We start from the raw sequence: 25612 nt of genomic DNA, 5'->3' as shown, positions 1-25612 counted from the left end.
TCTTCTATATCTTAAGCCACCTTCGGGTGGCTTTTTGCGTTGGAAAAGCTCCTCCGCATAAGCCTCGAGGAGCTTTTTGCGTTTGGCCTCCGTAAGCCTCATCAGCCCAAGCAGCGCTCCAGAAATCTGCCCGAGAATCAAGGCGATCACGCCGTGACTTCGAGAGGTAGCGGCTGCTGTCCCGGGCTCTTGCCCATTGCCCTAGAATAGGCAAGATTCTCTAAGATTTTGTTTTCGCATCGAGTTGTTGTGAAAACCATTTAACACTTTTCTCAGGATAGGCTTTATTCGTCATCGTTGCAGATGAAACTGCACAACATTCAACCGACCTGTACGGAAGCCCGCTGCGCAATAATTGAGATAATAGCGCCACATGCGATAGAAGCGCTCATCAAAACCGAGGCGGGAAATGCGCGGCCAGGCAGAGATGAAAGACTGTTCCCAAAGCAGCAGCGTCTTTTCATAGTCACGGCCAAAGCAAAACGCATCCTTGACCGTCAGCCCGGCTTTGCCGGCTTCGTCCTTGAAACGCTTGATTGAAGGCAGCATGCCGCCGGGAAAGATATAGGTCTGGATGAAGTCGGCGTTGCGGCGATAATAGTCGAAGCGGTCTTCTTCGATGGTGATGACCTGCACCACGGCTTCGCCCTTGTCGTCGAGCAGGTCTCTCAGGCGATTGAAATAGACCGGCCAGTTTTCTTCGCCGACGGCTTCGAACATTTCGATGGATACGATCTTGCTGAACGTGCCTTTCACATCGCGATAATCCTGCAGACGGATATCGACCTGGGCGTCAGGACCCGCAGGAGAAAGACGGCTTCGGGCAAATTCCGCCTGCCGGGTCGACAGAGTCAGGCCGGTGACATGGCAACCAGCCGTCCTGATCGCTTCTTCAGCAAAACCGCCCCAGCCGCAGCCGATTTCCAGAACGCGATCATTGGCATTAAGCCGCAGAGCCTCGACAATTCGGGCATATTTTGCGGTTTGTGCCGCTGCAAGCGACTGGCCCGGTTCCGAAAACAGCGCCGAGGAATAGGTCATGGTTTCATCCAGCCATAACTGGTAGAATTCGTTGCCGAGATCGTAATGGAAGGCGATGTTGCGGCGGCTGCCAGCGCGGGAATTGGCCCGTAGCCTGTGGCGTAACAAAGCCAGCCGTCCGATAAGGCTGGAAGGCGACATGATGCGGCTCCACTCCACCTCGTTCAGGATGGCAAGCTCCAGGAGGGCCGTGATATCGGGACTGTCCCAGTCTCCCTCCAGATAGGCGCGGGAAAAGCCGAGACTGCCACCGGCCATGAGGCGGCGCAGCGGTCTGGCATTGTTGAGTTTCAAAATGGCGGAAGGTCCAGCCTTGTTGCCTTTTGCGTGATGCTCTTGCCCGCCGGGAAAGATTAGCGTCAACTGACCGCTGGTGATGCGATCGGCCCAGCGTGACAGGATCTTCTGCCAGAACGGCGCGGAAGACGGGATGAAGCTCAGGCTCTGCTGGTCGGCATGGCTCATGGCGAACTCCTTGTTAGGTCAGAGCAGGTGAGATCGGAAGCGGGATGGACAATCGTGGTCTGAACCGGTCGTGCTGCCTTGTGATGTCTGTGAAGGGGAATACCCTTGAGCCAGAGGCGCAACGCCTCCCAGTGGATGGCCCCCATAATCTTCAAGGTCATCAGCGGATAAAACAACAGCGCCTTCAGCAGGGTCCGGTCACTCAGCGCTTTGCGTCTGCCGGTAAAGCTTGCATAGAGCAGCGAACCTTCGTCATCTGTCTCGTCAATGGCGATCAGCACGGTGTCATCGGGTGGCTTGATACGAAAATGATAGCGGCAATCCATGCCGATGAAGGGGGACACATACATGTCTTTGCGGCATTCGTGCTGAAGGCTTGTCTGCGTGCCTGACGATGCGGGAATGATATAGGTGTGGCGCTCGTGAAAGGTGTTTTCCACCTCATACAATATGGCGATCAGCCTGTTGTCGCCGTCACGGCAGAAATAGACCGTGAGCGGATTGAAGACATAACCAAAGATACGCGGATAACACAGCATTGAGACGGAGAGCGCCCGCGTATCAAGACCGGCCCGCTGGAGCTGGCATGCGACCCAGTCCTTCAATCCGCCCTCTCGCCCCTCACCATGGTCGCTCTCATAGAGACTGAGCGGCGCAAAACGGTTGAGGCCGAACAGACGCAGCGAACGGTCGAGACGCTCCATCTCGTCAAGGTCGATCAGCAGCGAAAACACCCTGTAACGCAGCCTGTGCTGTTTCGGGCGATGACGCTGGTGAAAGACCTCACCGGCAAAAAGGGCGGATGAAAAGCTCATTCTGCGGCCATCAGTGTCGGCTTGAGATGGATACGGCCCGATTCATTCGCTACCGTCCAGGGGCGGCGCAATCCGCCAATGTCTTCGGCAACCGCAAGGCCGGATTGCAGGCCATCCTCATGGAAGCCGCTGCCGAAATAGGCGCCGCAGAACCAGCTGTGGCGGCGGCCCTGCAATTGCCAAAGCTGGCGCTGGGCGGCAAGTGCCTTCGCATCGAAGAGCGGGTGGGTGTAATCGAAACTGGCATGGACCTTTGAGGGTGCAATCTCGCGGCTGGGATTGAGCGTCACGAACAGCGGCAAACTGGCCGGCAGGCTTTGCAGCCGGTTCATCCAATAGGTGACGCAGAGCGGAGTTGCGCCGCCCGCGGCGATATCGCCGATATAATTCCAGCTTGCCCAGACGGTGCGCCGTTTCGGCATCAGGGTCGCGTCCGAATGCAGCACTGCCCGGTTTGTGGTATAGTCGAAGGCGCCAAGAAGCTTTTGTTCCAAAGGGTCGGCATCGCCCAAAAGCGCCAGCGCCTGATCGGCATGGGTTGCCATGGTCACGGCGTCAAAATGGTCCTGATGTCCGGAGCGGGTTGTGACCGTTGCACCCGCGTCATTCCGCAGCACAGACACGACCGGATCGCCAAGATGCACCTTTGCCGCCATTGTTTCCAGAAGGCGGCGAACATAGGTCTGACTGCCGCCTTTCACCGTGCGCCAGTGAGGACGGTCCTTGATCTGCACCAGACCGTGATTGACGAAAAACCGCAAAAAGGCGTGCAGCGGATAAGCGCGCATATCCTTGGCCGTCGTTGACCAGATGGCGGCTCCCATCGGCAGAAGATGATCCTCTATAAAGGCGTGGCTGTATCGACTCATGGCAAGATAATCGCCGAGCGAGGCCTCTCGCAGATCCTCGCGCTCCAGCAGGGCGGGGGCCGCTTTGTAGAAGCGTATGATATCCGACATCATCCGCCAGAAACGCGGTCGCACCATATTGATTTTCTGGCCGAGCAGGCCGGAAAGCCGGGAGCCGCAATATTCAAAGCCGCCACCGTCGAGCGAGGCGGCAAAGGACATGTCGGAAGCTTGTGTTTCCACGCCGAGATGGTCGAACAGCGCAACGAGATTGGGATAGTTCAACCCGTTATAGACAATGAAGCCGGTATCGACGGCCACGGAACCTTCAGGCCCTTGGACCGTCACCGTATTGGAATGGCCGCCTGGCCGGTTTTCCGCTTCATACAGCACGACATCGACGCTTTTGGACAGGAGCCACGCGGCTGACAGACCGGAAATGCCCGAACCGATGACTGCCACACGCTGTTTCCGTCCTGTCCCGACCGGGCCCATCTGCCGCATCTTATCCTGTCCTTACCATTGAGCTTCACACTCAATAACGAAAAGTTTTGAGCCGTGGATTGATCTTCATCCTGTTTTTTCGTGCAGTGATCCATTTTCATTTGCCCGGCGTAATGGTCATCATGACAATCAATGTTCCCCAATCGGCTTTGGCCCCATTGGCTCTGGCCCAATCGGCTCAGGAATGCCAGAATGATTTCAAAGCGGCTGCGCTGGCAAAACAGCGCAGCCGAGGAGGAATCATGGGTCTAAGCAATGGTGGCGGAACACTTGGCGATGGAGATACAGAGGATATGGGGCGGCTGTTGCTGGCCGTCGGCCGTGACCGCGATGTGAGCGCCTTTGAAACCTTGTTCCGCCATTACGGACCGAGGGTGAAGTCTTACATGGCGCGCAAATCTTCTGACAGTCAGGCAGCAGAGGAATTGATGCAGGAAACCATGATGGCCGTTTGGAACAAGGCGGCCCTGTTCGATCCGGAGCGCGGGCATGTGTCGGCCTGGATTTTTACGATTGCCCGGAATTTACAGATTTCCGCCTATCGTAAGGAAAGACGCCCGGAATTCGACCCCAATGATCCGGCCTTCGTGCCCGAAGACGTGGAGCCGGCCGACAGGGAGCTTGAAGCGCGCGAGCAATCGGAACGGCTGCATAAAGCCATGCAGGCGCTTCCCGAGGAGCAGTTGGCGCTGCTGAAGAAATCCTTTTTCGGCGATGTGCCGCACAGTGCGCTGGCTAAAGAGTTCAATCTGCCACTGGGCACGGTGAAGTCGCGCATCCGCATGGCTTTCGCCAAATTGCGCGCTTCACTGGACGAACGCATGGGGGAGGAGGGCTGATGGCTGTTCATCACCATGTCAGCGACGAATTGCTACTCGATTATGCCGCAGGCACGCTTGCCGAAGGCTGGAGCCTTGCTGTCGCCACCCATCTGGCGCTCTGCCCCGAATGCCGCCACCGCCTGAAAACCATGGAAGCCACCGGCGCCGCTCTTATGGAAAGTGCTCCGCTCGAGATCTCCGCCAAATCCGAGATCGATGTATCCTGGGCTGTGATGCAAAAACGCCTGGGCCAGTCGCAGAAGGGGGCTGACATTAAGGAAAAGACCAGGGGGAAGGCTGCTGGCCTGTCCGGCCCTGTCTTGCCGGAACCATTGCGCTCGTATGTCGGTGGTGATGTTGATGGCTTGAGATGGAAAGCACTTGGGCGCGGCGCTTATCATATTCCTATCCGAACGCAGGATGGAGAAACCAATGTGCGTCTACTGCGTATTCCAGCTGGCAAGCCGGTTCCGGAACACAGCCATGGCGGGCGTGAACTGACGCTGGTTCTCAAGGGTAGTTTCCATGATGAAACCGGGGAATTCCGCCGGGGGGATCTGGAAGATGCCGATGATACGCTGGAGCATCAGCCGATTGCCGGAAAAGACGAGGACTGCATCTGTCTGGCGGTGACGGATGCGCCGCTCAGGTTCAAGAGCCGTCTGCTGCGCTTTATCCAGCCGGTTCTCGGCATCTAGAGCATTGCAGTGTTTCCGTGAAACGATACCGTCCATGCGACACATCAAAGGTTTAAAGCACCTTGCATGAGGCTGATAAGCCGCAACATGCTTTAACAAAACGGATTTTTTAAAAACAGGGTCAACCGGGCTGGGGTTCAGCAGTGAAGCCCCCAAGGATTTCGTCATGCTGACATACGGTCTTGCTTATCTGTCCACGGCCATCGTCTTCTTCGGCCTCGATTTCATCTGGCTTTCAAAAATCGCCACGGGATTTTACAAATCTCGTATCGGTGACATCATGCTGGAAAAGCCGAATTTTACCGCAGCGGGCCTTTTTTACCTGTTTTACATTGCAGGCATCGTTTATTTCGCCGTCGCACCGGCGCTAAACCACGGCAGTCTGGCCACGGCGGTTTTCAGCGGTGCGATTCTTGGCCTCATCGCCTACGGCACCTATGACATGACCAATCTGGCGACGCTGAAAAGCTGGTCGCTGACCATGAGCCTGATGGACATGGCCTGGGGCACCGTGCTGACGGCTACGGCTGCTGCGGCCGGATATGCGATCACTGCCCGCTTCTTTGCCGGGTAAGGATCGGTCTCAGCGATACGTCTATCCGTTGCTGATGTGGACGCCGTAATTTTCTCTTGCATAATCCCCCGATTGAGGCAGGCTCCAGAAAAATTGCCATGGGAGGCATCATGCCGACAATTCTGGACCAGTTGGAAGCAAGACGGGCGCAAGCGCGTCTTGGCGGAGGAGAAAAGCGCATAGCCGCCCAGCATGCCAAGGGCAAGCTCACCGCCCGCGAGCGGCTCGATGTGCTGTTGGACGAAGGCTCGTTTGAAGAATATGACATGTATGTCACCCACCGCTGCACCGAGTTCGGCATGGCGGAAAACACCGTGCCGGGTGACGGTGTCGTCACCGGCTGGGGCACGATCAATGGTCGGCAGGTCTATGTATTTTCCCAGGATTTCACCGTGCTTGGCGGCTCGCTGTCGGAAACCCATGCGCAGAAGATCTGCAAGATCATGGATATGGCCGCTCGCGTCGGTGCGCCGGTAATCGGGCTCAATGATTCGGGTGGCGCACGCATTCAGGAAGGGGTGGCTTCGCTCGCTGGCTATGCCGAAGTCTTTCGCCGCAATGCCGAGGTCTCCGGTGTCGTGCCGCAGATTTCGGTGATCATGGGGCCTTGTGCTGGTGGAGCCGTCTATTCGCCCGCCATGACCGATTTCATTTTCATGGTTCGCGATTCATCCTACATGTTCGTCACTGGCCCGGATGTGGTGAAAACGGTGACCAACGAGATCGTCACGGCGGAAGAGCTGGGTGGGGCGGGAACGCATACGAAAAAATCCTCTGTCGCCGATGGTGCCTTTGACGATGATATCGAGGCGCTGGAACAGGTGCGGCTGCTCTTCGACTTCCTGCCGCTCAACAATCGGGAAAAACCCCCGGTTCGCCCCTTTTACGACGATCCCTTCCGCATCGACATGCGGCTCGACACGCTGATCCCGGACAGTTCCACCAAGCCTTACGACATGAAGGAACTGATCCATGCACTGGCCGATGAAGGCGATTTCTTCGAGCTTCAGGCCGATTTTGCCAGAAACATCATCATCGGCTTCCTGCGAATGGAAGGCCGCACCGTTGGCGTGGTCGCCAATCAGCCCATGGTGCTGGCCGGCTGCCTCGATATCGACAGCTCACGCAAGGCCGCCCGCTTCGTGCGGTTCTGCGATGCCTTTTCCATTCCGATCCTCACACTGGTCGATGTGCCGGGCTTTCTGCCGGGCGTGGCGCAGGAATATGGCGGCGTGATCAAGCATGGGGCGAAACTGCTCTTTGCCTATTCGGAAGCGACCGTGCCGATGGTGACGCTGATTACTCGCAAGGCTTATGGTGGCGCCTATGACGTGATGGCCTCCAAACATATCGGCGCCGATGTCAATTATGCGTGGCCGAGTGCTGAAATCGCCGTGATGGGGGCCAAGGGGGCAACGGAAATCCTCTACCGTTCGGAGCTTTCCAACCCGGATAAGATTTTTGAACGCACGAAAAATTATGAAGAGCGTTTCGCCAATCCCTTCGTTGCGGCAGAGCGTGGCTTTATCGATGAGGTGATCATGCCGCATTCGTCACGGCGTCGTATTGCCCGCGCCTTTGCATCGCTCAGGAATAAATCGCTGACGACCCATTGGAAAAAGCACGACACAATCCCTTTATGAGATAGGTTGTTATGCGTCCGCGGCATGAAAAGGGCCAAATTCCCTTGCCGAAGAAAGCACCCATTTGCGAGGATTCCATGAGTGACACGAAATTTCCGCCGGAAAACAATCTACCAGCGGGCTATCAGCCGCCGAAGGTGTGGACCTGGGAAGGGGCCAATGGCGGCCAGTTTGCCAGCATCAATCGCCCGATTGCCGGACCCACCCATGACAAGGACCTGCCGGTCGGCAAGCATGGCCTCCAGCTTTATTCACTGGCCACTCCCAATGGTCAGAAGGTAACGATCCTGCTGGAAGAGCTTTTGGAAGCCGGCATCAAGGATGCCGATTACGATGCCTGGCTGATCACCATCGGCAAGGGCGACCAGTTCGGCTCCGGCTTCGTCGATGTCAATCCGAACTCAAAAATCCCGGCGCTGATGGACCACAAGCCGAAGGATGGCGGCGAACCGGTGCGGCTGTTCGAATCCGGCTCTATTCTCGTCTATCTCGCCGAAAAATTCGGCGCTTTCCTGCCGACCGATGCCCGCGCCCGCGCCGAGGTGATGAACTGGCTGTTCTGGCAGATGGGCTCGGCCCCGTTTGTCGGCGGCGGGTTTGGCCATTTCTATGCCTATGCACCGATGAAGATCGAATATGCGATCAACCGCTACGCCATGGAAACCAAGCGCCAGATGGATGTGCTGAACCGCCAGCTTGCCGACAATGCTTATGTCGCCGGCAGCGAATATTCCATTGCCGATATGGCGATCTGGCCCTGGTATGGACGCCTTGCGCTCGACCAGTCCTATCCCGATGCCGGAACCTTCCTCGCCACCCACGAATATGCGCATGTGGTGCGCTGGGCCAAGGAGATTGCCTCCCGCCCCGGCGTCAAGCGCGGTATCGTCGTCAACAAGGCCTCGGGCGATCCCGGCACCTTTCTGGCTGAACGCCATGACGCTTCGGATTTCAACGGTTTGACCATCTGACCCCATGCCGCCCGTCTCATCTTCAATGAGAAGAGAGGCGGGCGGTCGAGGGCTCCGCCCTCCAAATAAACATCGAGACAGCAGACACTGGAGACACTCTTGGCCAACCTACCCGAGATGACGAAACACCGGGGCTTTCCATCGGGAATGCCGGGAACAGGGGTGCAATTCATCATCCGCCGCGCCAATCCGAGAGGCGTGACGCCGATCAAGGCCCTGCCGCGCCGCGCCCGCCCCGGCACCAAGGAACACCGCATTGACGCCGCCTTCCTGCACGCGCTCTGGCATCATTTCGGCTCAGAGCCCTTCGAGCGCGGCAATCTCGACGCTGCCCGCCTCAATCTGCTCTTCGGTCGCGAAGTTCTGCCTGCGGACAAGAATTTCGATCCGCTCTCCTATGAGGCGATGCTGGTGATCAACGAGAAAGTGGCGCGGCAGAGTTTCCCCGAAGCCTTTGAAGACGTGTTCGAGGTGTAAAATCATGGCAATCCGTAAAATCCTCATCGCCAATCGTGGCGAAATCGCCTGCCGGGTGATCAAGACCGCACGCAAACTGGGGATTTTGACGGTTGCCGTCTATTCCGATGCCGACAAGGAGGCGTTGCATGTGAAAATAGCCGATGAGGCCGTTCACATCGGGCCTGCCCCGTCCAGCCAGTCCTATATCGTCATCGATAAAATTCTCGACGCGATCAAGCAGACCGGCGCAGATGCGGTGCATCCGGGCTATGGTTTCTTATCGGAAAATGCCGCTTTTGCCGAGGCGCTGGAAAAGGCAGGCGTCACCTTTATCGGCCCACCGGTCAAGGCCATTCAGGCGATGGGCGACAAGATCACCTCGAAGAAGATTGCCGCCGAAGCGGGTGTTTCCACCGTGCCCGGCCATATGGGGCTGATTGCCGATGCCGAGGAAGCGGTGCGGATTTCCGATGGCATCGGTTATCCGGTGATGATCAAGGCCTCTGCCGGCGGTGGCGGCAAGGGCATGCGCATTGCCTGGAATGCGCAAGAAGCCCGCGAGGGCTTTCAGTCCTCGAAGAATGAGGCGAAGAATGCCTTTGGCGATGACCGGATTTTCATCGAAAAATTCGTCACCGAGCCGCGTCATATCGAAATTCAGGTGCTGGGCGATCAGCACGGCAATTGCCTTTATCTTGGTGAGCGCGAATGCTCGATCCAGCGGCGAAACCAGAAGGTGATCGAGGAAGCCCCGTCGCCTTTCCTCGATGCGGCCACCCGCAAGGCCATGGGCGAACAGGCCGTGGCTTTGGCGAAGGCCGTCGGCTATCATTCTGCCGGCACGGTGGAATTCATCGTCGATGGCAAGGCCAATCAATTCTACTTCCTCGAGATGAATACGCGGCTACAGGTCGAACATCCGGTGACGGAGCTTGTCACCGGGCTTGATCTGGTCGGTGAGATGATCCGCGTCGCCAATGGCGAAACGCTGGCACTCACGCAGGACGAGGTCGCGCTCAACGGCTGGGCGATCGAAAGCCGGCTTTATGCCGAAGATCCCTATCGCAATTTCCTGCCTTCGATCGGTCGTCTCACCCGCTACCGCCCGCCGCAGGAAGGCGAACAGGCCGATGGCACGGTGCTGCGCAACGATACCGGCGTCTTCGAGGGCGGCGAGATTTCCATGTATTACGACCCGATGATCGCCAAGCTCTGCACCTGGGCGAAGACCCGCGATCAGGCGGTCGAGGCCATGGCGGCAGCGCTTGATGCGTTCGAGGTGGAAGGCATCGGCCACAACCTGCCTTTCCTCTCCGCCGTAATGGGGCAGGAGAGGTTTCGCGCCGGAAAGCTGACCACGGCCTATATTGCCGAGGAATTTCCCGACGGCTTTTCCGGCGTTGTGCCGGATGCGGCAGAGGCCCGGATTCTTGCCGCCTTTGCGGCTCAGGCGCATCTTATCCGCGAAAGCCGCGCCATCCAGATTTCCGGCACACTCGGCAATCATCCGCGCAAGCTGGGCCAGGATTGGGTGGTGACGCTGGGCGATGATACCTATGCCCTGACACTGGATGGCAGCACGGTCCATTTTGCAACCGGCGAAAGCCTGACGCTGGAAACGGCTTGGAAACCTGGCGAAACGCTGGCGCATGTCGATATCGATGGTGTTGCGGGCGCCATCAAGATCGATCTCAAGGGGGCGGGCCTTCGCCTGCGCTGGAAGGGCATCGACTTGACCGCTCATGTGCGCAGCCCGCGCGTGGCGGAGCTGGCAAGGCTGATGCCGAAGAAACTGCCGCCCGATACATCGAAACTGCTGCTCTGCCCGATGCCGGGTGTGATCACCGGCATCGCCGTCACCGAGGGCGAGGTGGTGGAGGCCGGTCAGCCGCTGGCAACGGTGGAGGCGATGAAGATGGAAAACATCCTCAAGGCCGAACGGCGCGGCACGGTCAAGCGCCTTGCGGCGAAGCCCGGCCAGAGCCTTGCCGTCGATGAGCTGATCATGGAGTTCGAATGAGGATGACGCGGCATCGTCAAGCAATCAGGTGCCGCGCCGATGATTGTCGTTTCGGCTTACGGGTTGTCGCGCTTGAAGATCCAGTCATGATCCGGGTGGTTTTGAAAGCGCCATTTGCGTAACGGTCCGGCCATGACATTGAGATAATACATCTCATAGCCATAGGGTGCGCCGCAGGGATGATGCCCCTTGGGCACCAGCACCACATCGCCATCGGCAACCGCCATGGTCTCGTCCAGCGAACCGTCCTCGGTGAAAACGCGCTGGAAACCGAAGCCTTGAGCCGGATTGAGCCGGTGATAATAGGTTTCTTCCAGATAGGTCATGGCGGGGAAATTGTCCTCGTCATGGCGATGCGGCGGATAGGAGGACCAGTTGCCCTGCGGGGTAAAGACCTCCGTCACCAGCAGGCTATCGGCCACATCGCGCTCTTCCATGGCAATCGGGAAGATATGACGGGTATTGGCGCCTTTACCGCGTTCCGTCAGGCTGATACCCGTCGGGCCGATCACCTGCGCGTCACGCCCCGGTTTTCCCGGCGCAGTGCAGACGGCAAGCGTCAATTCGGTGGTGGCGATGGCCGACCAACTGCTGCCTGCCGGAATATAGACGCAGTGCGGCGGGGTTTTCTCAAAGACGTTCATACGCTCGCCCAGCACGCCAAAGCTTTTGTCTCCGCCGGAGATCTCCGCCTTGCCCTCGACGAGCACGAGAATGACCTCCGTGTCGCCGGTCGCCTCGGCCACGGTTTCACCCGCCTTCAGATGGTAAAGGCCGAAGCCGACATAGGACCAGCCGGCGCTTTTGGCGGTAATATCATGGACCTTGCCCGTTTTGGCCACGGGTTTGCGCAACAGATGGCTCATGAATCCTCTCCCTGATTTGCCTCGTCCGGTTTTGGCGGGGTTTTGTAAAACACCCAGAACAATTGCAGACCGGCATAAAAGCCCAGCGCCAGCGAAATCATCGCCCAGACCGGCGTGCCGGTGAAAAGCTCGACCCCCGCCCAGATCAGCGGCACCAGCGTGACGACAATGCGCACCCAAAGCGGCTTGAAAAACGGATGGTGGGGATCGAGAAACGTCATGCGGGTTCTTTCAAAAATCAGGATTTGTCCAGTCCGGCAGATTTGGCCATGGCTTTCAGCGAGGCAAGGCCGAGGCTCTGGTAATCATAGGGTTTGCGCACATCCGGGTCCTGCTCGGCCTCGATCACCAGCCAGCCTTCATAGCCGTGTTCACCGGCAATTTTAAGCACGGGAGGGAAGTTTACCCCGCCTTCATCATCGCCCGGCACGGTGAACACGCCGCGGCGAACACCTTCGAGGAAGGACAGTTTTTCATCGCGCACCTGTTTGGCAATGACCGGACGGACATTCTTGGCGTGGATATGGCCGACGCGACCCATATAGTTCTGCGCCACCCGCTCCGGATTGCCGCCGCCGAAGAAGCAGTGGCCGGTATCCAGCAACAGTTTCGTCTGCGGCCCGGTATGGGCCATGAAGGCGTCGATATCCTCTTCGCTCTCGACAATCGTGCCCATATGGTGGTGATAGACCAGCGCAATGCCCTGATCGGCGGCAAATTGTGCCAGTGCTTCCACGCCTGCGCCGAATGTGGCCCAATCCTCAGCGGCGAGTTTCGGACGCTCATTGAGCGGCTTTGCATCATCGCCATGAATGGCGTTGGAGGTTTCGCAGGTGATGATGACCTTGGAGCCCATGGCTTTGAGAACATCGAGGAAGGGCTGCATCGCCGCTTTCTCCTCTTCGATGCTGTTGGTCAAAAGATTGAGCGAATGCCAGCCGGAGACGAATTTCAGCCCGCGCGGTTCAAGCACGTCTTTCAGCCCTCCTGGGGTGGTTGGCAGCTTGTGACCCTTTTCAATGCCGTCGAAACCGATTTTCGCGGTTTCATCAAGGCATTGTTCGAGGCTGATATGGGCGCCGAGGCTGCGGTCATCGTCATTCGACCAGGCAATCGGATTGGTACCGTAGAGGATCATGTTACTGTCTTTCCTTGAGGGCTGCCTCGTAATGGGCGCGGGCGGCGTTGACTTGTTGGCGATCGGACACTTCCGGCACGGCGACATCCCACCAATGCCCGCCTGCCTCAGGCGTCGGATAGGGGTCGGTGTCGATGACGATGACGCGGGTGTTGCTGGCTTCGCGGGCTTCGGCCAGTGCCTCTTCCAGTTCGACTATGGTGGAAACCTTGCGGGCATCCGCCCCCATCGCGGCGGCATGGGCGGCGAAATCGATCTCAGGCGGTTTCACGTGAGACGTATGAGCATAAAGATTGTTGAACTCGGCCCCGCCGGTGCCCATCTGCAGCCGGTTGATGCAGCCATAACCGCGATTGTCGGTGATGACGACGGTGAGTTTGCGCTCGAGCGCCACGGCGGTCACCAGTTCGGAATTCATCATCATGTAGGAGCCGTCGCCGACCATGACGATGACGTCGCGCTCCGGCTCGGCCATCTTGATGCCAAGGCCTCCGGCAATCTCATAGCCCATGCAGGAAAAGCCGTATTCCATATGGTAGGAGAGCGGCAGTTTCGCCTTCCACAATTGATGCAATTCGCCCGGCATGGTGCCTGCGGCGCACATCACCACCGTATTGTCGCGTGACTGGCGCTGTACCGCACCGATCACCTGCATGTCGGTTGGCAGGCTGTTGCCGTCCTTTGGTGGCGCGGTAACGGCATCGGCCCTGGCGAACCAGTCGGCCTTGAGAGTGGCGTCGGGGGAGGGGAAGCGATGGTCGCCAAGCGCTTCGGTAATCAGTTCCAGCCCGATTTTTGCGTCAGCGACCAGCGGGATCGCCTCATGCTTGGCGCTGTCATAGGGCTGGATGTTGAGCGCCAAAAGCTTGCGGGACGGGTTTTTGAACAGCGCCCAGGACCCGGTGGTGAAATCCTGAAACCGGGTGCCAACGCCGATGACGAGATCGGCTGCTTCGCACAGCGCATTGGCGCTTGCCGCGCCGGTGACGCCGACCGGGCCGAAATTCATCGGTTCATCCCAGGCGAGCGCGGATTTTCCGGCCTGTGTTTCAACCACCGGGATCTGATGTTTTTCGGCAAAGCTTTTGAGGGTTACCGTTGCGCCGGAAAAATGCACGCCGCCGCCTGCGACGATCACCGGCTGTTTCGCCGCCTTGATCGCGGCAATGGCACGGACAAGCTCATCCTCATCCGGGCGCGGACGGCGGATGGGCCAGACCTTCGGTGTGAAAAAGCTTTCGGGATAATCATAGGCTTCCGTTTGCGTGTCCTGGCAGAAGGCCAGCGTCACCGGGCCGCAATCGGCCGGGTCCGTCATGGTACGAAACGCCCGTGGCAGCGCCGTCAACAGATGTTCGGGCCGTGAAATCCGGTCGAAATAGCGGCTGACCGGGCGGAAACAGTCATTGACGGAGAGAGTGCCGTCGCCGAAATCCTCCAGCTGTTGCAGCACCGGATCGGGTCCGCGATTGGCGAAAACATCGCCCGGAATGAGCAGAACCGGCAGGCGGTTGACATGGGCAAGTGCCGCTGCCGTCACCATATTGGCAGCCCCCGGACCGATAGAGGAGGTCACCGCCATGGCGCGGCGGCGACCAAGCTGCTTGGCATAGGCAATCGCCGCATGGGCCATGGATTGCTCATTCTGGCCGCGCCAGGTTGGCAATTCCTCGCGCACGCCATAAAGCGCTTCACCAAGACCTGCGACATTACCGTGGCCGAAAATTGCCCAGACCCCGGCGATGAAGGGCACGCCCTCCGGCGTCAACTGATTGGCAAGATAGCGCACCAACGCCTGCGCGGCGGTCAAACGCACCGTCTTCATGTCTCTCTCCCTTTAGAGCATTGTCCCGAGAAAAGCGTGAAACGGTTTTCCGTCCGGACATGCTTAAAAACAATGCGTTGGAGCTTTTCAGCGTTTCCGAAAAGACAAACCAAAACAAAGAACTCTAGAGTCTGTCAGGCGCTTTTGACCTGTTTTACGCCATCCCGCGCCCGGTCCCAGACGGCGCAGAGATCGCTGTAACGGCGTACCATATCGGCTATCGCTTCCTCATCACTGAGGCGACCTGCCAGCCATTGCCGTGCCGCATCGCCGAAAATCGTGCGCCCCACCGCAAATCCCTTGACCAGATCGAAACCTGCCGCCGTCTGAAAACTTTCCTCCAGCTCCTCTGCTGGCGCATCGAGGCCGAGAACCACGATACCACGGGTATAGGGATCGTTGCGGGAAATGGTGTCGCAGGCATTGGCCCAGGCGGCGCGGGTCTTCATCGGCTCCAGCTTCCACCAGTCCGGATAGACACCAATATCATAGAAACGCTGGATGATGGTCGCTGCCGTATCGTCATCGACCGGACCGACCTTGGACGGGATGATTTCAAGAAGCATGTCCAGCCGGTTGCGCCGCGCGGCGGTGAAGAGCCGCTTGACTGTCATCTCCTGCTCGGCCTTCATGTCCGCCGTGTCGTCGGGGTGATAGAAACACAGAAGCTTGACGCAGTTTTCCACCGGCCATTCTGAAAGCCCGCCGAAATCGAGACCGAGTTCCGGCTCCAGCGACAGCGGACGAGATCCCGGCCATTCGACCGGGCGACCGATCCACAAGCCGGTGCCGGATGCCTGATAGAGTGCCTCGCGCCCCAGACGGCTGTCGCAGAGAATGCCATAGCCCGGTTGACCGGCAGAGACCTGAAGAGCGGCCTTGAGACAGAGCGTCTTGAAGCTGCCGATGCGCTCATGCGACACGCCTGCCTCGTCGCACATGGCCTCAAGCTGCATGCGGTGATCGAAGGCAAACACCCGCATGAGCGGCCAGTCACGGTCGCGATTGGTTGACCAGTGCACCTGTTCCAGCGCTACGTCCTTGCGCAGCGCTTTTTCACGAATGCCGGTGCGGTAGAAATAGGTAAGCTCTTCCAGACTGGGATAGGCGGGCGTGCAGCCGTGACGTGAAACGGCGAAAGCGCCGCAGGCATTGGCATATTTCAGCGCCGTCGGCCAGTTCTCGCCGGTCAGCCAGCCCTTGAGCAGGCCGGACATGAAACCGTCGCCAGCCCCCAGCACATTGAAGACCTCGATGGGAAAACCGGGCCCGGTTTCGCCCTTGTCGAGACTGTCTGGAATGTCGCCATCAAACACCACCGCGCCCATGGGGCCGCGCTTGCACACCAGTGTGGCCTTGCACACCTTGCGCACGGCTTTCAGTGCCGCAAGCGTGTCGGTGCTGCCGCCAGCGATGTGAAATTCTTCTTCGGTGCCGACAATCAGGTCGAACCAGTGAAGCGTCGATTGCAGCTTGGCGGTGACGGCAGCCGATTCGATGAAGCGGCTTTCGCCATCGCCATGCCCGGCAAGACCCCAGAGATTGGGCCGGTAATCGATATCCAGCGCCGTCTTGGCCCCGTTTTCGCGGGCAAGGCGCAGCGCCTTCAAAACCGCGGCTTCGGTATTGGGATGCGACAGATGCGTTCCGGTAACGCAGACGCAGGCGGTTTCGGCAATGAAGGCCGGATCGATATCGTCTTCGCACAGCGCCATGTCGGCGCAGTTTTCCCGGTAGAAGATCAGCGGAAACTGGTTTTCGTCGCGAATGCCCAGCAGCACCAGCGCCGTCAGCCGTTTCGGATCGGTCTTGACGCCGCGCACATCCACGCCTTCGCGCACCAGCTGTTCGCGGATGAAACGGCCCATATGCTCGTCACCCACACGCGTAATCAGCGCCGATTTCAGCCCCAGGCGGGCCGTGCCGGCAGCGATATTGGTGGGTGATCCGCCGATATATTTGCTGAAGGAGGCCATGTCCTCCAGCCGCCCGCCGATCTGTGCACCGTAAAGATCCACTGATGACCGGCCAATGGTGATCAGGTCGAGTGTTTTCACCGTTTCCTCCCTCTCAATCGCCCGAAAGCGACGAGCATGGCCAGCCTTGTCAAACCGGCTCTTATGGTATGAAATGGATGATATATTCTATTTTTTACCCTTTCAACATAATTATTCAATTATTCTGCCGCGCCGTGCCCACCGCAACCGCAAGGGTGATGGCCAGACAGAGCGTTGCCGACAGCGAACGAAACGCACCGAAATCCACCTCGGACACGGAAAGGGTAATGGCCTCCAGCTTGCGCATCGGGCTGACAATGCTGTCTGTGATGGCCACGACCGGAATATGGCGTTCAGTGACATGATCCACCAGTTCCACGGTTTCCGTCGAATAAGGCGAGAAGCTGATGGCGAGCAGCGCATCGCCCGTGCGAATGGCATGGCGGCTCTCCAGTTTGCCGACGCCGCTGTGCAGCATGGCGGGAACGCCCATTTTTTCCAGCGCATAGGCCAGATAGCTTGCTACGGGAAAGGACCGGCGCAGGCCGACAATATGCACGGTTCCGGCTTGTGCCAGCATGGTGACGGCCTGATCAAGCACCTGATCGTCCACGGTTTTCAGCAGTCCTTCGAGCGAAATCCGCCCGGCCTCGGCAAATTCGGCCAGAAGGGCTGCGGGGCTGCCGCTTTCGCTTTCACGCAGATGATTGAGCCTCGTGGAATAATCCGGCCAGCCACCGACATAGGATTCGCGAAACAGTTTTTGCATCTCGGAAAAGCCGGAAAAGCCGAGAATCTGGCAAAAGCGCATGAAGGCTGAAGGCTGGACGCCGGCGCCATCGGCCATTTCCGCAACGGTCGAGACCGCAATCCTGTCCTTGTTGGCGGCCACATAATCGGCGCATTGCTTGAGCCGTTTCGGCAATGTGTCGGCAATCTCGATCAGCCTGTCCTCGAACGCCTTCAATGTCACCGGCGCTGCCTGTGCTGCCGCCTCCGACCCATTCGCCATACGCATCTCATCCTTCAGCTTGACATAAACCTGAACTCATTCTAGCAAAATGGAACATATATTCCACAGGAAAGAGGAGCGCCGACATTCTGTAACGGAATGCGGCGGGAGGAGCGATCATGGTGAAGAAACTGGCCCTTCTGGGCGCTGGGCGTATTGGCAAGGTTCATGCCCGTGCCATTTCCGAGGACAAGCGCGCGGTTCTCTCCGCCGTTGCCGATCCCATGCCGGGTGCGGTCGAGGCCATTGCCGAGGCAACGGGCGCTGCCGTTCAGACGATTGAGGCCATTGAGGCCGATTCCTCCATCGATGCGGTGCTGATCTGCACGCCGACGAACACCCATTCCGACCTGATTGAACGCTTTTGCCGGGCTGGCAAGGCGGTGTTCTGCGAAAAGCCGATCGATCTCGATGTCAAGCGGGCGGAGGCCTGCGCCGAGGTGGTCCGCGCCACGGGTGGCAAGGTGATGCTCGGCTTCAACCGCCGTTTCGATCCGCATTTTCAGGCCGTGCGCAAAGCGATCGACGATGGCCGCATCGGCAAGGTCGAGATGGTGACGATCATCAGCCGCGATCCCGGTGCGCCGCCGCCATCCTATATCAAGGTCTCAGGCGGCATTTTCCGCGACATGACCATTCATGATTTCGACATGGCGCGGTTTCTCCTGGGCGAGGAGATTTCAACCGTCACCGCCACCGGCTCGGTTCTGGTCGATCCCGAAATTGGCACGCTCGGCGATTATGACAGCGCCAGCGTCATTTTGACGACGGCAAGCGGTCGTCAGGCGGTGATCTCCAATTCCCGCCGCGCTTCCTATGGCTATGACCAGCGCATTGAGGTGCACGGCTCGGAAGGCTCGGTCGCGGCGGAAAACCAGCGGCCTGTCTCCATCGAAATCGCCAATGGCAATGGCTATACCCGCCCGCCGCTCTATGATTTCTTCATGACCCGCTATACGGCGGCCTATGCGGCGGAAATCACCGCTTTTCTCGATGTCATTGAAAACAATGCCACGCCGTCGCCCTCGATCGAGGATGGGTTGATTGCCCTCAAGATTGCCGATGCCGCCCTGCAATCGGCAAAAAACCGCAGCGTCATCACGCTTTAACGTCTGGCGCATTCGGACGGAAGGTTCGGAGCGGTCGTGAAGAAAAATCTCCAGGGCCGCTCTGGACAATGCCGCCTGTTTTTTTGATAAGTGCTCACGAAACCGTCATCCATGATGATTTCCTTTGGCGCATGACAGCGGGTACGGGCGAGGACTATGGCCAAAACCGATATTGCAAGGCGGGTCTATAACCACGCCTGGAAGCTCGACCCCATTGTCCGCAGCCTGCTGGACACTGATTTCTACAAGTTGCTGATGTTGCAGATGATCTGGAAGCTGTATCCGGATGTTGATGTCACATTCAGCGTCATCAACCGCACGACCAGAGTGCGGCTGGCCGACGAGATCGATGAAGGGGAGCTGCGCGCCCAGCTCGATCACGTGCGCACCCTGTCCATTGCCAAGAAGGAACTGATCTGGCTGGCGGGCAACACATTTTACGGCCGCACCCAGATTTTCGAGCCGGAATTTCTCGCCTGGCTTTCCACCATCCGCCTGCCGCCTTATGAGCTGTCGAAGCGCGACGGGCAATATGAGCTGACGTTTCGCGGACGCTGGATGGAAACGACGCTGTGGGAAATTCCAGCCCTTGCCATCATCAATGAGCTGCGCAGCCGTGCGGCCTTGAATTCGCTTGGCTATTTCACCCTTGATGTCATCTATGCCAGAGCCAAGGCAAAGATGTGGGAGAAGGTGGAGCGGCTGAAAACCCTGCCGGGCCTGCGTATTTCCGATTTCGGCACCCGTCGCCGTCATAGTTTTCTCTGGCAGCGCTGGTGCGTCGAGGCACTGAAGGAGGGCATTGGCGATGCCTTTACCGGCACCAGCAATGTGCTGCTTGCGATGGATTCCGATCTGGAGGCGGTCGGCACCAATGCGCATGAACTGCCCATGGTGACGGCGGCACTGGCGAAAAGCGATGAAGACCTGGCCTTCGCCCCCTACAAGGTGCTTCAGGACTGGAACAAGCTTTACAATGGAAATCTGTTGATCGTCCTGCCGGACGCTTTCGGCACGGCGGCCTTTCTGCGCGATGCGCCGGACTGGGTGGCGGACTGGACCGGGTTTCGCCCCGACAGCGCCCCTCCCATCGAGGGCGGCGATAAAATCATTGCCTGGTGGAAGAAGATGGGCCGTGATCCAAGGCAGAAACTGCTGATCTTTTCCGATGGCCTCGATGTCGATGCCATTATCGAGACCTATCGTCATTTCGAGGGGCGCGTGCGGATGAGCTTCGGCTGGGGCACGAACCTCACCAATGATTTCATCGGTTGCGCGCCGAGTGAGCTTGCCGGGCTGAAGCCGATTTCAATTGTCTGCAAGGTCAGCGAGGCCAATGGCAGACCGGCGGTCAAGCTTTCCGACAACCCGCTGAAAGCCACCGGCGAGACTTCAGAGGTGGAGCGTTACCTGCGGTTTTTCGGCTCGCAGGACCGGGTTGAACAGATTGTCCGGGTCTGAGGCGCCGTCAGGCCCTGCAGACAGATTTATCGGGATCAAGATTTTCAATCAAAGATTTGCCGATTTCAGTGCCGCCTCGATCAGCGGCGATTGCGTCGCCGTGAGAAAGCCGCCAATGGCAATGGCGATACCGTAAGGGATTTTCTTTTCCATCGTGATCGAGCGCGGCAAGGGAATGCGAAGCGCCATCAACGTGTTTGCCTGATTGCGGATCAGAAGGATGGCAAGGGTCAAAAGGCCACCGGCAATGGCCACCATGATCATGAATTGCACAAGACCCATCGTCATACCGAACCAGAGTGCAGCAGCCGTCAACAGCTTGGCATCGCCGCCCCCCATGACGCCAATGGCAAACATGGCAAAGCAAGCGATGAAGACGATCAGTCCGGCCAGTAGATGTTGCCCCACTGTAGCAATCGGTAGACCGGTGGCCAGGGTGGCCAGCATAAAACCGGCAATCATTAACAAAGGAATGGCGTTCGGGATCTTCATCTCGAACAGATCGGTAAAGCCGGCTGTCGCAAGACAGAGCGGAAAGATCAGGCAGATGGTCAGGGCCAGCATGACATGCCTTCAAATGACAAAGAGAGAATAGATTTAAGCCATGTTGTGCAAAAGAAAAGCCGCCCTTGCGAGGCGGCTCTTTCGACCGTGATGGTCAGACACGCTTAGTACTTGTTGGCGGCGTCGGTCATCTTGTTGGATACGTTGCTGAATGTGTTGTTCAGGCTGGAGCCCAGCGTGGTTGCACCAGTAACCAGGGCAACGGAAATAAGGGCTGCGATCAGACCATATTCAATGGCGGTCGCGCCGGATTCGTCTTTCATGAAACGCGCAAAAATCTTGGACATGCTCTTCTCCTGCTCCACAAAGCTGTTGTTGCCGTCAACTGTTTCCGATGATCGGGTGAAGCCAAACTAACGCGCCGTCTGTTGCCGTCAGCTTAAGATATTCAGTTAATAAACTTTAAACCCTAAAATGGACTCTCAATGGTTAATTTCAGCTGAAATTCAGAGATAAAATTTTATTTCCCTTTAAAAGAGGCAGAAAATGGAATGATTTTGCCAATCAATTGCTAGTTTATTTCGGAGTGTAAGAATGTTATTTCGTAATGAGAAGGTTTATTTGACATGAAAAGCCATAGACTGCGAGTGAGTTATTTATTTTTGTTTAACCATTTTTTGGCAAAATTGGCACAGTTCGAGGGAATGAGATTGTGTCCATGCGCCTGATGCCCCTTTGTTTTCATTTGGCTCTTGCCGTGGCGGGCGTCCTGGGTCTTGCTGGCCAGGCCTGCGCTGATGGTGGCATGCTCAAGGTGTTTATGAATCAGGCGCGTATCCTGCGGCTGGATCGTCCGGTGAGTAAGGTGATTGTCGGCAATGACAAGATCGCGGATGTCACTGTGGCGGATGCCCGCACGATTGTCCTGACCGGGCGCAGTTTCGGCACAACCAATATTGTACTTCTCGATCATGATGGACAGGCCATCCTCGACGACAGGGTACTGGTGTCGCTGGATGAACAAAATACATTGCTGTTCTTCAAACAGACCGACAGAAGCGTATATTCCTGTACGCCTGAATGTGAAAAGCGCACACAACTCGGCAATTCTGCCGCCGGTTCATCAACGACCTCTTCATCCTCACAGCTCAGCACTCAATAACGGTAAGGCATCGGAGATGCCGACACATCCTGCTGTCACTCTTTAAAGCCATAGCGAAAATTCATGCCGCAGCCCGCCGTCAAGGCAATCTCATTCCTTTGTCCGTTATTGGTAAATTGGCTGCAAACTGAATGAAAACTGCAACGAAAATTCAATATATCGCATCCTAGTGTTTGGATGTGGAACTGTGACAAGAACGTTCCTGTAAAGGTCAGGGCCTGACGAGACACAGAGTCGAGGCAAAAGGCCGTAGTGATACATGTCACGATGCTGCACCGGACAGGCTGGCGGTGCGCGGTGGCAGGCAGCAGAGTGGGGATTGTTCGCCGTCATGATGAAAACCGGTTCCCGCCGATCGTACCGCTGGTGGCGGATGCTGAAGCGGCTGCGCGCCTCTCGCGATGGGGCGGCGGCCATTGAATTTGCCATCTTGGCCATTCCTTATTTGATGATCGTCTTTGCGATTTTCGAGACCTTCATCGCCTATATCGCGCAGGATGTGGTTGATGCTGCCGTCGATAAATTGGGCCGGGAGATCCGTACCGGGGCGATCACCTATAATCAGGGTCTCGCCACGGATATGACCTCAGCACAGTTCCGTCAGGCTTTCTGCAACGAAATTTCCTATCTTCTGAGTTGTGATGCCAGCGAGGTCTCGACCCCGGACCGTCTTTATCTGGACGTCCGCAGCTTTTCCGCCTTTTCCTCCCTTCCGACATCAATCACGAAAACCTCTTCCGGCAGTCTCGATACCAGCAGTTTTGCCTTCACGCCGGGCGGGGCCAGCACCTATACGATGCTCCGGGCCTATTACTTCTGGCCGATCACGGCCGATATCATTCGTCCTTATATTTCCAATATACATCGCGCCAGCGAGAGCGTGAATTCGGATTATCTCATTGTTTCGACATCGGTATTTCAGAACGAGGCCTATTGATGATCAAGGATGCGCTGAAAAAACTCGCCACCGACCGATCAGGCATGGGGGCTGTCGAATTTGCGCTTCTGGTGCCTGTTCTGCTGCTGCTCTATCTTGGCGCTTTCGAGCTGACGCTCGCCATGAGCGTCGCGCAGCGGGTAACTGCCACCTCCAGCGCCATCGCCGATATCGTCGCCTTGCAAAGTTCCACCGTCAACAAGAGCTTTTTATCGACCATGCCCACAGTCGGTCAGGCCATGCTGATGCCTTATACGACAACAGGCTATAAGCTGAAGATTACTGGCATATCGGTGGACAGCAATCTGAAGGCGACCGTGGCCTGGTCATGGTCTGCCGATGGCACCGTTCCCTATACCGCCGGCTCGACATGGACGATGCCGACAGACATGGCCGTGGCGGGCGCATTTTTCGTTCATGCCGAATACAGCGTGCCGCATCAGATCATCACCTATCTGCCAAATCTGACCAGTTCGGTCGCAACCATCAATATCGGTCGCGACTATTATTATCGCCAGCGCGAAAATGACACCATAAGCTGTAGTGATTGCTGAATATATCTTTTACATGTTTGTCATGGCGACCTGAAGTCGATATTCAGGGACATCACCTCACAGCATGGCAAACGCAATGGCACGGGCATTTCTTTTCGTACTGGACTCCTTCGGCGTCGGCGCAGCCCCCGATGCCGATCTCTATGATGATCTTGGCGCAGATACGCTTGGGCATATCGCTGAATTTTGCGCCGCAGGTGCCGGGGATCGGGATGGACTGCGCGCCGGTCCTTTATGCCTGCCCAATCTGTCCGCACTTGGCCTGATGGAAATCGCCAAGATGGCGAGCGGTTCCTATCCGGCGGGCATGGCCGCGCCGGAGCGGGTGTTCGGCCTTTACGGTGCCGCCAATGAAATCTCCAGGGGCAAGGATACGCCGTCCGGTCATTGGGAAATTGCCGGCTCGCCGGTCATGTTCGATTGGGGTTATTTTGCCAGCGAGGGGGATGCCTTTCCACCGGAACTGGTGGCTGAGATCTGCGAAACGGCGGGTCTCCCCGGTCTGCTTGGCAATTGCCATGCTTCGGGCACCGAGATTATCGCCCGGCTTGGTGAAGAGCATATCGCAAGCGGCAAGCCGATTTGTTACACCTCCTCCGATTCCGTCTTCCAGATTGCCGCGCATGAACGCCATTTCGGTCTGGAGCGCCTACTGAAACTCTGTGAGACCGTGCGGACACTTCTCGATCCCTATCGGATCGGCCGTGTGATTGCCCGACCTTTCATCGGCGAAAGCGCGTCCACATTCGAACGCACCGGCAATCGCCGCGACTATTCCGTGCCGCCGCCGGAAGCCACCCTGCTTGACCGATTGAGCGAGGCTGAGCGGCCGATTACCTCCATCGGCAAGATCGGCGATATTTTTGCCCATCGTGGCACAGGCCATGAAATCAAGGCCAATGGCAATGCCGAGCTGATGCAAAAGACACTCGAGATCATCAGGACGGCGCAAGACGGCGGGCTGGTCTTCACCAATTTCGTCGATTTCGACATGGTGTATGGCCATCGCCGCGACGTTGCTGGCTATGCCGCCGCCTTGGAAGCCTTCGATGTCTGGCTGCCGGAGGTGTATGGCGCGCTGAAGCCAGGCGATATGGTCGTTCTCACTGCCGATCATGGCTGTGACCCGACCTGGCGTGGCAGCGACCACACCCGTGAGCGTGTGCCGGTCATTGCTTTCGGTCCCGGCATTCGCGCCCGTTCCATCGGTATTCGCCGCACCTATGCCGATATTGGTGAGACAATTGCCGCGCATCTTGGCATTGCCAAAGGCCGCTATGGGAGCAGTTTTCTGCACAATCCCGTATGATGGCAGCAGCTTTTGGGGATTCGCAGCCAAGGGCAGAGCCAGCCTCTTGCCGGAACCGGGATTTCTTGAAAAAACAAAGATCACGAAAAAAAAGACAAGAAGGTTTTGCCATGGACGGCGTAACGGTTATCAATCATCCGCTGGTGCAGCACAAATTGACCATCATGCGGCGCAAGGAAACCTCGACGGCAGGTTTTCGCCGTCTGCTCCGGGAAATTTCCACCCTGCTCTGCTATGAGGTGACGCGCGACCTCGATTTGACGATGGAAACCATCGAAACGCCGCTCACGGAAATGCAGGCTCCGGTGCTGGAAGGCAAGAAGCTGGTGTTCGCCTCGATCCTGCGCGCCGGAAACGGGCTTCTGGAAGGCATGCTGGAACTGGTGCCGTCGGCCCGCGTCTCCCATATCGGCGTTTATCGCGATCATGAAACGCTGCAACCGGTCGAATATTACTTCAAGGCGCCGGAAAACCTGTCCGAACGGTTGATCATCATCGTCGATCCGATGCTGGCCACCGGCAATTCCTCGATTGCCGCCGTGGACAAGCTGAAAGAGCGCGGTGCCGTCAATATCCGCTTCCTCTGCCTGCTGGCGGCCCCGGAAGGGCTTGAGAATTTCCGCAAAGCCCATCCCGACGTGCCGGTCTTCACCGCCTCGATCGACAGCCATCTGAATGAAAAGGGCTATATCGTTCCAGGCCTTGGTGATGCTGGCGACCGCATGTACGGCACAAAATAAGGCCCTACAGCGCGGTTGCGTTTTATAAAACGCACCAAGGATGCTGTAACGCTTTATATTTACTGCATCATTTTCTCCTTAAACCTCACCCGATTTAAGGATTTATGCAGTAGACAGACGTGAAAGGCCCCGCATGCGG

The 25612-nt window shown here is 57.5% G+C and carries 25 protein-coding genes; 14 read left to right on the top strand and 11 right to left on the bottom strand.

Annotated elements, in window-relative coordinates; translation table 11 throughout:
- Positions 1-291: 291 nt before the first annotated feature.
- The 3 genes from NAC44_RS05635 to NAC44_RS05625 are packed head-to-tail and all read right to left on the bottom strand — an operon-like array spanning position 292 to position 3673.
- A complete protein-coding gene (locus tag NAC44_RS05635) occupies positions 292-1506 on the bottom strand; it encodes an SAM-dependent methyltransferase (protein WP_250938712.1) in 1215 nt (404 codons plus the stop codon).
- Positions 1503-2321, bottom strand: coding sequence for a DUF1365 domain-containing protein (locus NAC44_RS05630; protein ID WP_250938710.1), 819 nt, complete (start codon positions 2319-2321; stop codon positions 1503-1505). Before NAC44_RS05630 ends, NAC44_RS05635 begins: the two co-directional genes overlap by 4 nt.
- Positions 2318-3673: an NAD(P)/FAD-dependent oxidoreductase gene (locus NAC44_RS05625; RefSeq protein WP_476726963.1), complete on the bottom strand. Its 1356-nt coding sequence runs from the start codon at positions 3671-3673 to the stop codon at positions 2318-2320. The genes NAC44_RS05630 and NAC44_RS05625 overlap by 4 nt, the downstream gene beginning before the upstream one ends.
- A gap of 242 nt (positions 3674-3915) precedes the next feature.
- Between NAC44_RS05625 and NAC44_RS05620 the strand changes: the two genes are divergently transcribed.
- The 7 genes from NAC44_RS05620 (at position 3916) to NAC44_RS05590 (ending at position 10859) form a co-directional block, all read left to right on the top strand.
- Positions 3916-4512: a sigma-70 family RNA polymerase sigma factor gene (locus tag NAC44_RS05620; protein WP_250938706.1), complete on the top strand. Its 597-nt coding sequence runs from the start codon at positions 3916-3918 to the stop codon at positions 4510-4512.
- On the top strand, positions 4512-5192 hold the full coding sequence (locus tag NAC44_RS05615) for a ChrR family anti-sigma-E factor (protein ID WP_250938697.1): 681 nt from the start codon (positions 4512-4514) through the stop codon (positions 5190-5192). Before NAC44_RS05620 ends, NAC44_RS05615 begins: the two co-directional genes overlap by 1 nt.
- Positions 5193-5361: 169 nt before the next feature.
- Positions 5362-5766, top strand: a complete 405-nt coding sequence (locus NAC44_RS05610; RefSeq protein ID WP_250938785.1) for a DUF2177 family protein — start codon at positions 5362-5364, stop codon at positions 5764-5766.
- 110 nt (positions 5767-5876) lie between these two features.
- On the top strand, positions 5877-7409 hold the full coding sequence (locus NAC44_RS05605) for an acyl-CoA carboxylase subunit beta (RefSeq protein WP_250938695.1): 1533 nt from the start codon (positions 5877-5879) through the stop codon (positions 7407-7409).
- Positions 7410-7486: 77 nt separating this feature from the next.
- A complete protein-coding gene (yghU, locus tag NAC44_RS05600) occupies positions 7487-8380 on the top strand; it encodes a glutathione-dependent disulfide-bond oxidoreductase (protein WP_250938693.1) in 894 nt (297 codons plus the stop codon).
- A 99-nt stretch (positions 8381-8479) separates the two neighbouring features.
- Complete coding sequence (locus NAC44_RS05595) at positions 8480-8857, top strand: hypothetical protein (RefSeq protein WP_250938690.1); 378 nt, start codon at positions 8480-8482, stop codon at positions 8855-8857.
- 4 nt (positions 8858-8861) lie between these two features.
- The gene (locus tag NAC44_RS05590) at positions 8862-10859 is read left to right on the top strand and encodes an acetyl-CoA carboxylase biotin carboxylase subunit (RefSeq protein ID WP_250938688.1); all 1998 of its coding nucleotides are present in this window, start codon (positions 8862-8864) and stop codon (positions 10857-10859) included.
- A 56-nt stretch (positions 10860-10915) separates the two neighbouring features.
- Here NAC44_RS05590 and iolB read toward each other — a convergent pair whose 3' ends face one another.
- The 6 genes from iolB to NAC44_RS05560 all read right to left on the bottom strand — a co-directional run bounded on the left by iolB (position 10916) and on the right by NAC44_RS05560 (position 17697).
- Positions 10916-11725 (bottom strand): 5-deoxy-glucuronate isomerase, encoded by an 810-nt coding sequence (iolB, locus tag NAC44_RS05585; RefSeq protein ID WP_250938687.1) that lies wholly within the window; start codon positions 11723-11725, stop codon positions 10916-10918.
- Positions 11722-11946, bottom strand: coding sequence for a hypothetical protein (locus NAC44_RS05580; protein ID WP_250938685.1), 225 nt, complete (start codon positions 11944-11946; stop codon positions 11722-11724). The genes iolB and NAC44_RS05580 overlap by 4 nt, the downstream gene beginning before the upstream one ends.
- A 17-nt stretch (positions 11947-11963) precedes the next feature.
- Positions 11964-12863, bottom strand: a complete 900-nt coding sequence (gene iolE / locus NAC44_RS05575) for a myo-inosose-2 dehydratase (protein ID WP_250938683.1) — start codon at positions 12861-12863, stop codon at positions 11964-11966.
- A 1-nt stretch (position 12864) separates the two neighbouring features.
- On the bottom strand, positions 12865-14688 hold the full coding sequence (iolD, locus tag NAC44_RS05570) for a 3D-(3,5/4)-trihydroxycyclohexane-1,2-dione acylhydrolase (decyclizing) (RefSeq protein WP_250938681.1): 1824 nt from the start codon (positions 14686-14688) through the stop codon (positions 12865-12867).
- A gap of 134 nt (positions 14689-14822) precedes the next feature.
- A complete protein-coding gene (locus tag NAC44_RS05565) occupies positions 14823-16745 on the bottom strand; it encodes a bifunctional 5-dehydro-2-deoxygluconokinase/5-dehydro-2-deoxyphosphogluconate aldolase (protein WP_250938679.1) in 1923 nt (640 codons plus the stop codon).
- 115 nt (positions 16746-16860) lie between these two features.
- Complete coding sequence (locus NAC44_RS05560; RefSeq protein WP_250938678.1) at positions 16861-17697, bottom strand: MurR/RpiR family transcriptional regulator; 837 nt, start codon at positions 17695-17697, stop codon at positions 16861-16863.
- Between the two features lie 119 nt (positions 17698-17816).
- On the opposite strand from NAC44_RS05560, the gene iolG reads away from it, so the two are divergent.
- Both iolG and pncB read left to right on the top strand, forming a co-directional pair.
- Complete coding sequence (gene iolG, locus NAC44_RS05555) at positions 17817-18806, top strand: inositol 2-dehydrogenase (protein ID WP_250938676.1); 990 nt, start codon at positions 17817-17819, stop codon at positions 18804-18806.
- A gap of 156 nt (positions 18807-18962) precedes the next feature.
- Positions 18963-20267 (top strand): nicotinate phosphoribosyltransferase, encoded by a 1305-nt coding sequence (pncB, locus tag NAC44_RS05550; protein ID WP_250938674.1) that lies wholly within the window; start codon positions 18963-18965, stop codon positions 20265-20267.
- Positions 20268-20315: 48 nt separating this feature from the next.
- Here the strand turns inward: pncB and NAC44_RS05545 are convergent, their stop codons facing one another.
- Positions 20316-20831 (bottom strand): A24 family peptidase, encoded by a 516-nt coding sequence (locus tag NAC44_RS05545; protein WP_250938672.1) that lies wholly within the window; start codon positions 20829-20831, stop codon positions 20316-20318.
- A gap of 104 nt (positions 20832-20935) precedes the next feature.
- Positions 20936-21118, bottom strand: coding sequence for a Flp family type IVb pilin (locus NAC44_RS05540; RefSeq protein WP_250938670.1), 183 nt, complete (start codon positions 21116-21118; stop codon positions 20936-20938).
- Between the two features lie 371 nt (positions 21119-21489).
- On the opposite strand from NAC44_RS05540, the gene NAC44_RS05535 reads away from it, so the two are divergent.
- From NAC44_RS05535 to upp, 5 genes are all read left to right on the top strand, one after another.
- On the top strand, positions 21490-21933 hold the full coding sequence (locus NAC44_RS05535; protein WP_420839878.1) for a pilus assembly protein N-terminal domain-containing protein: 444 nt from the start codon (positions 21490-21492) through the stop codon (positions 21931-21933).
- Between the two features lie 319 nt (positions 21934-22252).
- The gene (locus NAC44_RS05530; protein WP_420839890.1) at positions 22253-22870 is read left to right on the top strand and encodes a TadE/TadG family type IV pilus assembly protein; all 618 of its coding nucleotides are present in this window, start codon (positions 22253-22255) and stop codon (positions 22868-22870) included.
- Positions 22870-23424 carry a TadE/TadG family type IV pilus assembly protein gene (locus NAC44_RS05525; protein ID WP_250938667.1) on the top strand — a complete coding sequence of 185 codons (555 nt, stop codon included), beginning with the start codon at positions 22870-22872 and terminating at the stop codon, positions 23422-23424. The genes NAC44_RS05530 and NAC44_RS05525 overlap by 1 nt, the downstream gene beginning before the upstream one ends.
- A 76-nt stretch (positions 23425-23500) precedes the next feature.
- Positions 23501-24733, top strand: coding sequence for a phosphopentomutase (locus tag NAC44_RS05520; protein ID WP_250938665.1), 1233 nt, complete (start codon positions 23501-23503; stop codon positions 24731-24733).
- Positions 24734-24843: 110 nt separating this feature from the next.
- The gene (upp, locus tag NAC44_RS05515; RefSeq protein ID WP_250938663.1) at positions 24844-25473 is read left to right on the top strand and encodes a uracil phosphoribosyltransferase; all 630 of its coding nucleotides are present in this window, start codon (positions 24844-24846) and stop codon (positions 25471-25473) included.
- The last annotated feature ends 139 nt before the right edge of the window (positions 25474-25612 follow it).

It is taken from the genome of Allorhizobium sonneratiae, assembly GCF_023700755.1.
GTDB classification, from domain to species: domain Bacteria; phylum Pseudomonadota; class Alphaproteobacteria; order Rhizobiales; family Rhizobiaceae; genus Allorhizobium; species Allorhizobium sonneratiae.
Note: the sequence above shows the minus strand (reverse complement) of the source record. Positions and strands in the feature narration are given on the sequence as shown.

What these genes read in the sequence shown, in the direction of transcription:
- NAC44_RS05630 (WP_250938710.1), bottom strand. Translation starts at nt 2,321, where the DNA reads ATGAGCTTTTCATCCGCCCTTTTTGCCGGTGAGGTCTTTCACCAGCGT.
- NAC44_RS05525 (WP_250938667.1), top strand. Translation starts at nt 22,870, where the DNA reads ATGATCAAGGATGCGCTGAAAAAACTCGCCACCGACCGATCAGGCATG.
- pncB (WP_250938674.1), top strand. Translation starts at nt 18,963, where the DNA reads ATGGCCAAAACCGATATTGCAAGGCGGGTCTATAACCACGCCTGGAAG.
- NAC44_RS05590 (WP_250938688.1), top strand. Translation starts at nt 8,862, where the DNA reads ATGGCAATCCGTAAAATCCTCATCGCCAATCGTGGCGAAATCGCCTGC.
- NAC44_RS05520 (WP_250938665.1), top strand. Translation starts at nt 23,501, where the DNA reads ATGGCACGGGCATTTCTTTTCGTACTGGACTCCTTCGGCGTCGGCGCA.
- upp (WP_250938663.1), top strand. Translation starts at nt 24,844, where the DNA reads ATGGACGGCGTAACGGTTATCAATCATCCGCTGGTGCAGCACAAATTG.
- NAC44_RS05625 (WP_476726963.1), bottom strand. Translation starts at nt 3,673, where the DNA reads ATGCGGCAGATGGGCCCGGTCGGGACAGGACGGAAACAGCGTGTGGCA.
- iolD (WP_250938681.1), bottom strand. Translation starts at nt 14,688, where the DNA reads ATGAAGACGGTGCGTTTGACCGCCGCGCAGGCGTTGGTGCGCTATCTT.
- NAC44_RS05580 (WP_250938685.1), bottom strand. Translation starts at nt 11,946, where the DNA reads ATGACGTTTCTCGATCCCCACCATCCGTTTTTCAAGCCGCTTTGGGTG.
- iolG (WP_250938676.1), top strand. Translation starts at nt 17,817, where the DNA reads ATGGTGAAGAAACTGGCCCTTCTGGGCGCTGGGCGTATTGGCAAGGTT.
- NAC44_RS05540 (WP_250938670.1), bottom strand. Translation starts at nt 21,118, where the DNA reads ATGTCCAAGATTTTTGCGCGTTTCATGAAAGACGAATCCGGCGCGACC.
- yghU (WP_250938693.1), top strand. Translation starts at nt 7,487, where the DNA reads ATGAGTGACACGAAATTTCCGCCGGAAAACAATCTACCAGCGGGCTAT.
- NAC44_RS05615 (WP_250938697.1), top strand. Translation starts at nt 4,512, where the DNA reads ATGGCTGTTCATCACCATGTCAGCGACGAATTGCTACTCGATTATGCC.
- NAC44_RS05605 (WP_250938695.1), top strand. Translation starts at nt 5,877, where the DNA reads ATGCCGACAATTCTGGACCAGTTGGAAGCAAGACGGGCGCAAGCGCGT.
- NAC44_RS05620 (WP_250938706.1), top strand. Translation starts at nt 3,916, where the DNA reads ATGGGTCTAAGCAATGGTGGCGGAACACTTGGCGATGGAGATACAGAG.
- iolE (WP_250938683.1), bottom strand. Translation starts at nt 12,863, where the DNA reads ATGATCCTCTACGGTACCAATCCGATTGCCTGGTCGAATGACGATGAC.
- NAC44_RS05635 (WP_250938712.1), bottom strand. Translation starts at nt 1,506, where the DNA reads ATGAGCCATGCCGACCAGCAGAGCCTGAGCTTCATCCCGTCTTCCGCG.
- iolB (WP_250938687.1), bottom strand. Translation starts at nt 11,725, where the DNA reads ATGAGCCATCTGTTGCGCAAACCCGTGGCCAAAACGGGCAAGGTCCAT.
- NAC44_RS05560 (WP_250938678.1), bottom strand. Translation starts at nt 17,697, where the DNA reads ATGGCGAATGGGTCGGAGGCGGCAGCACAGGCAGCGCCGGTGACATTG.
- NAC44_RS05545 (WP_250938672.1), bottom strand. Translation starts at nt 20,831, where the DNA reads ATGCTGGCCCTGACCATCTGCCTGATCTTTCCGCTCTGTCTTGCGACA.
- NAC44_RS05535 (WP_420839878.1), top strand. Translation starts at nt 21,490, where the DNA reads ATGCGCCTGATGCCCCTTTGTTTTCATTTGGCTCTTGCCGTGGCGGGC.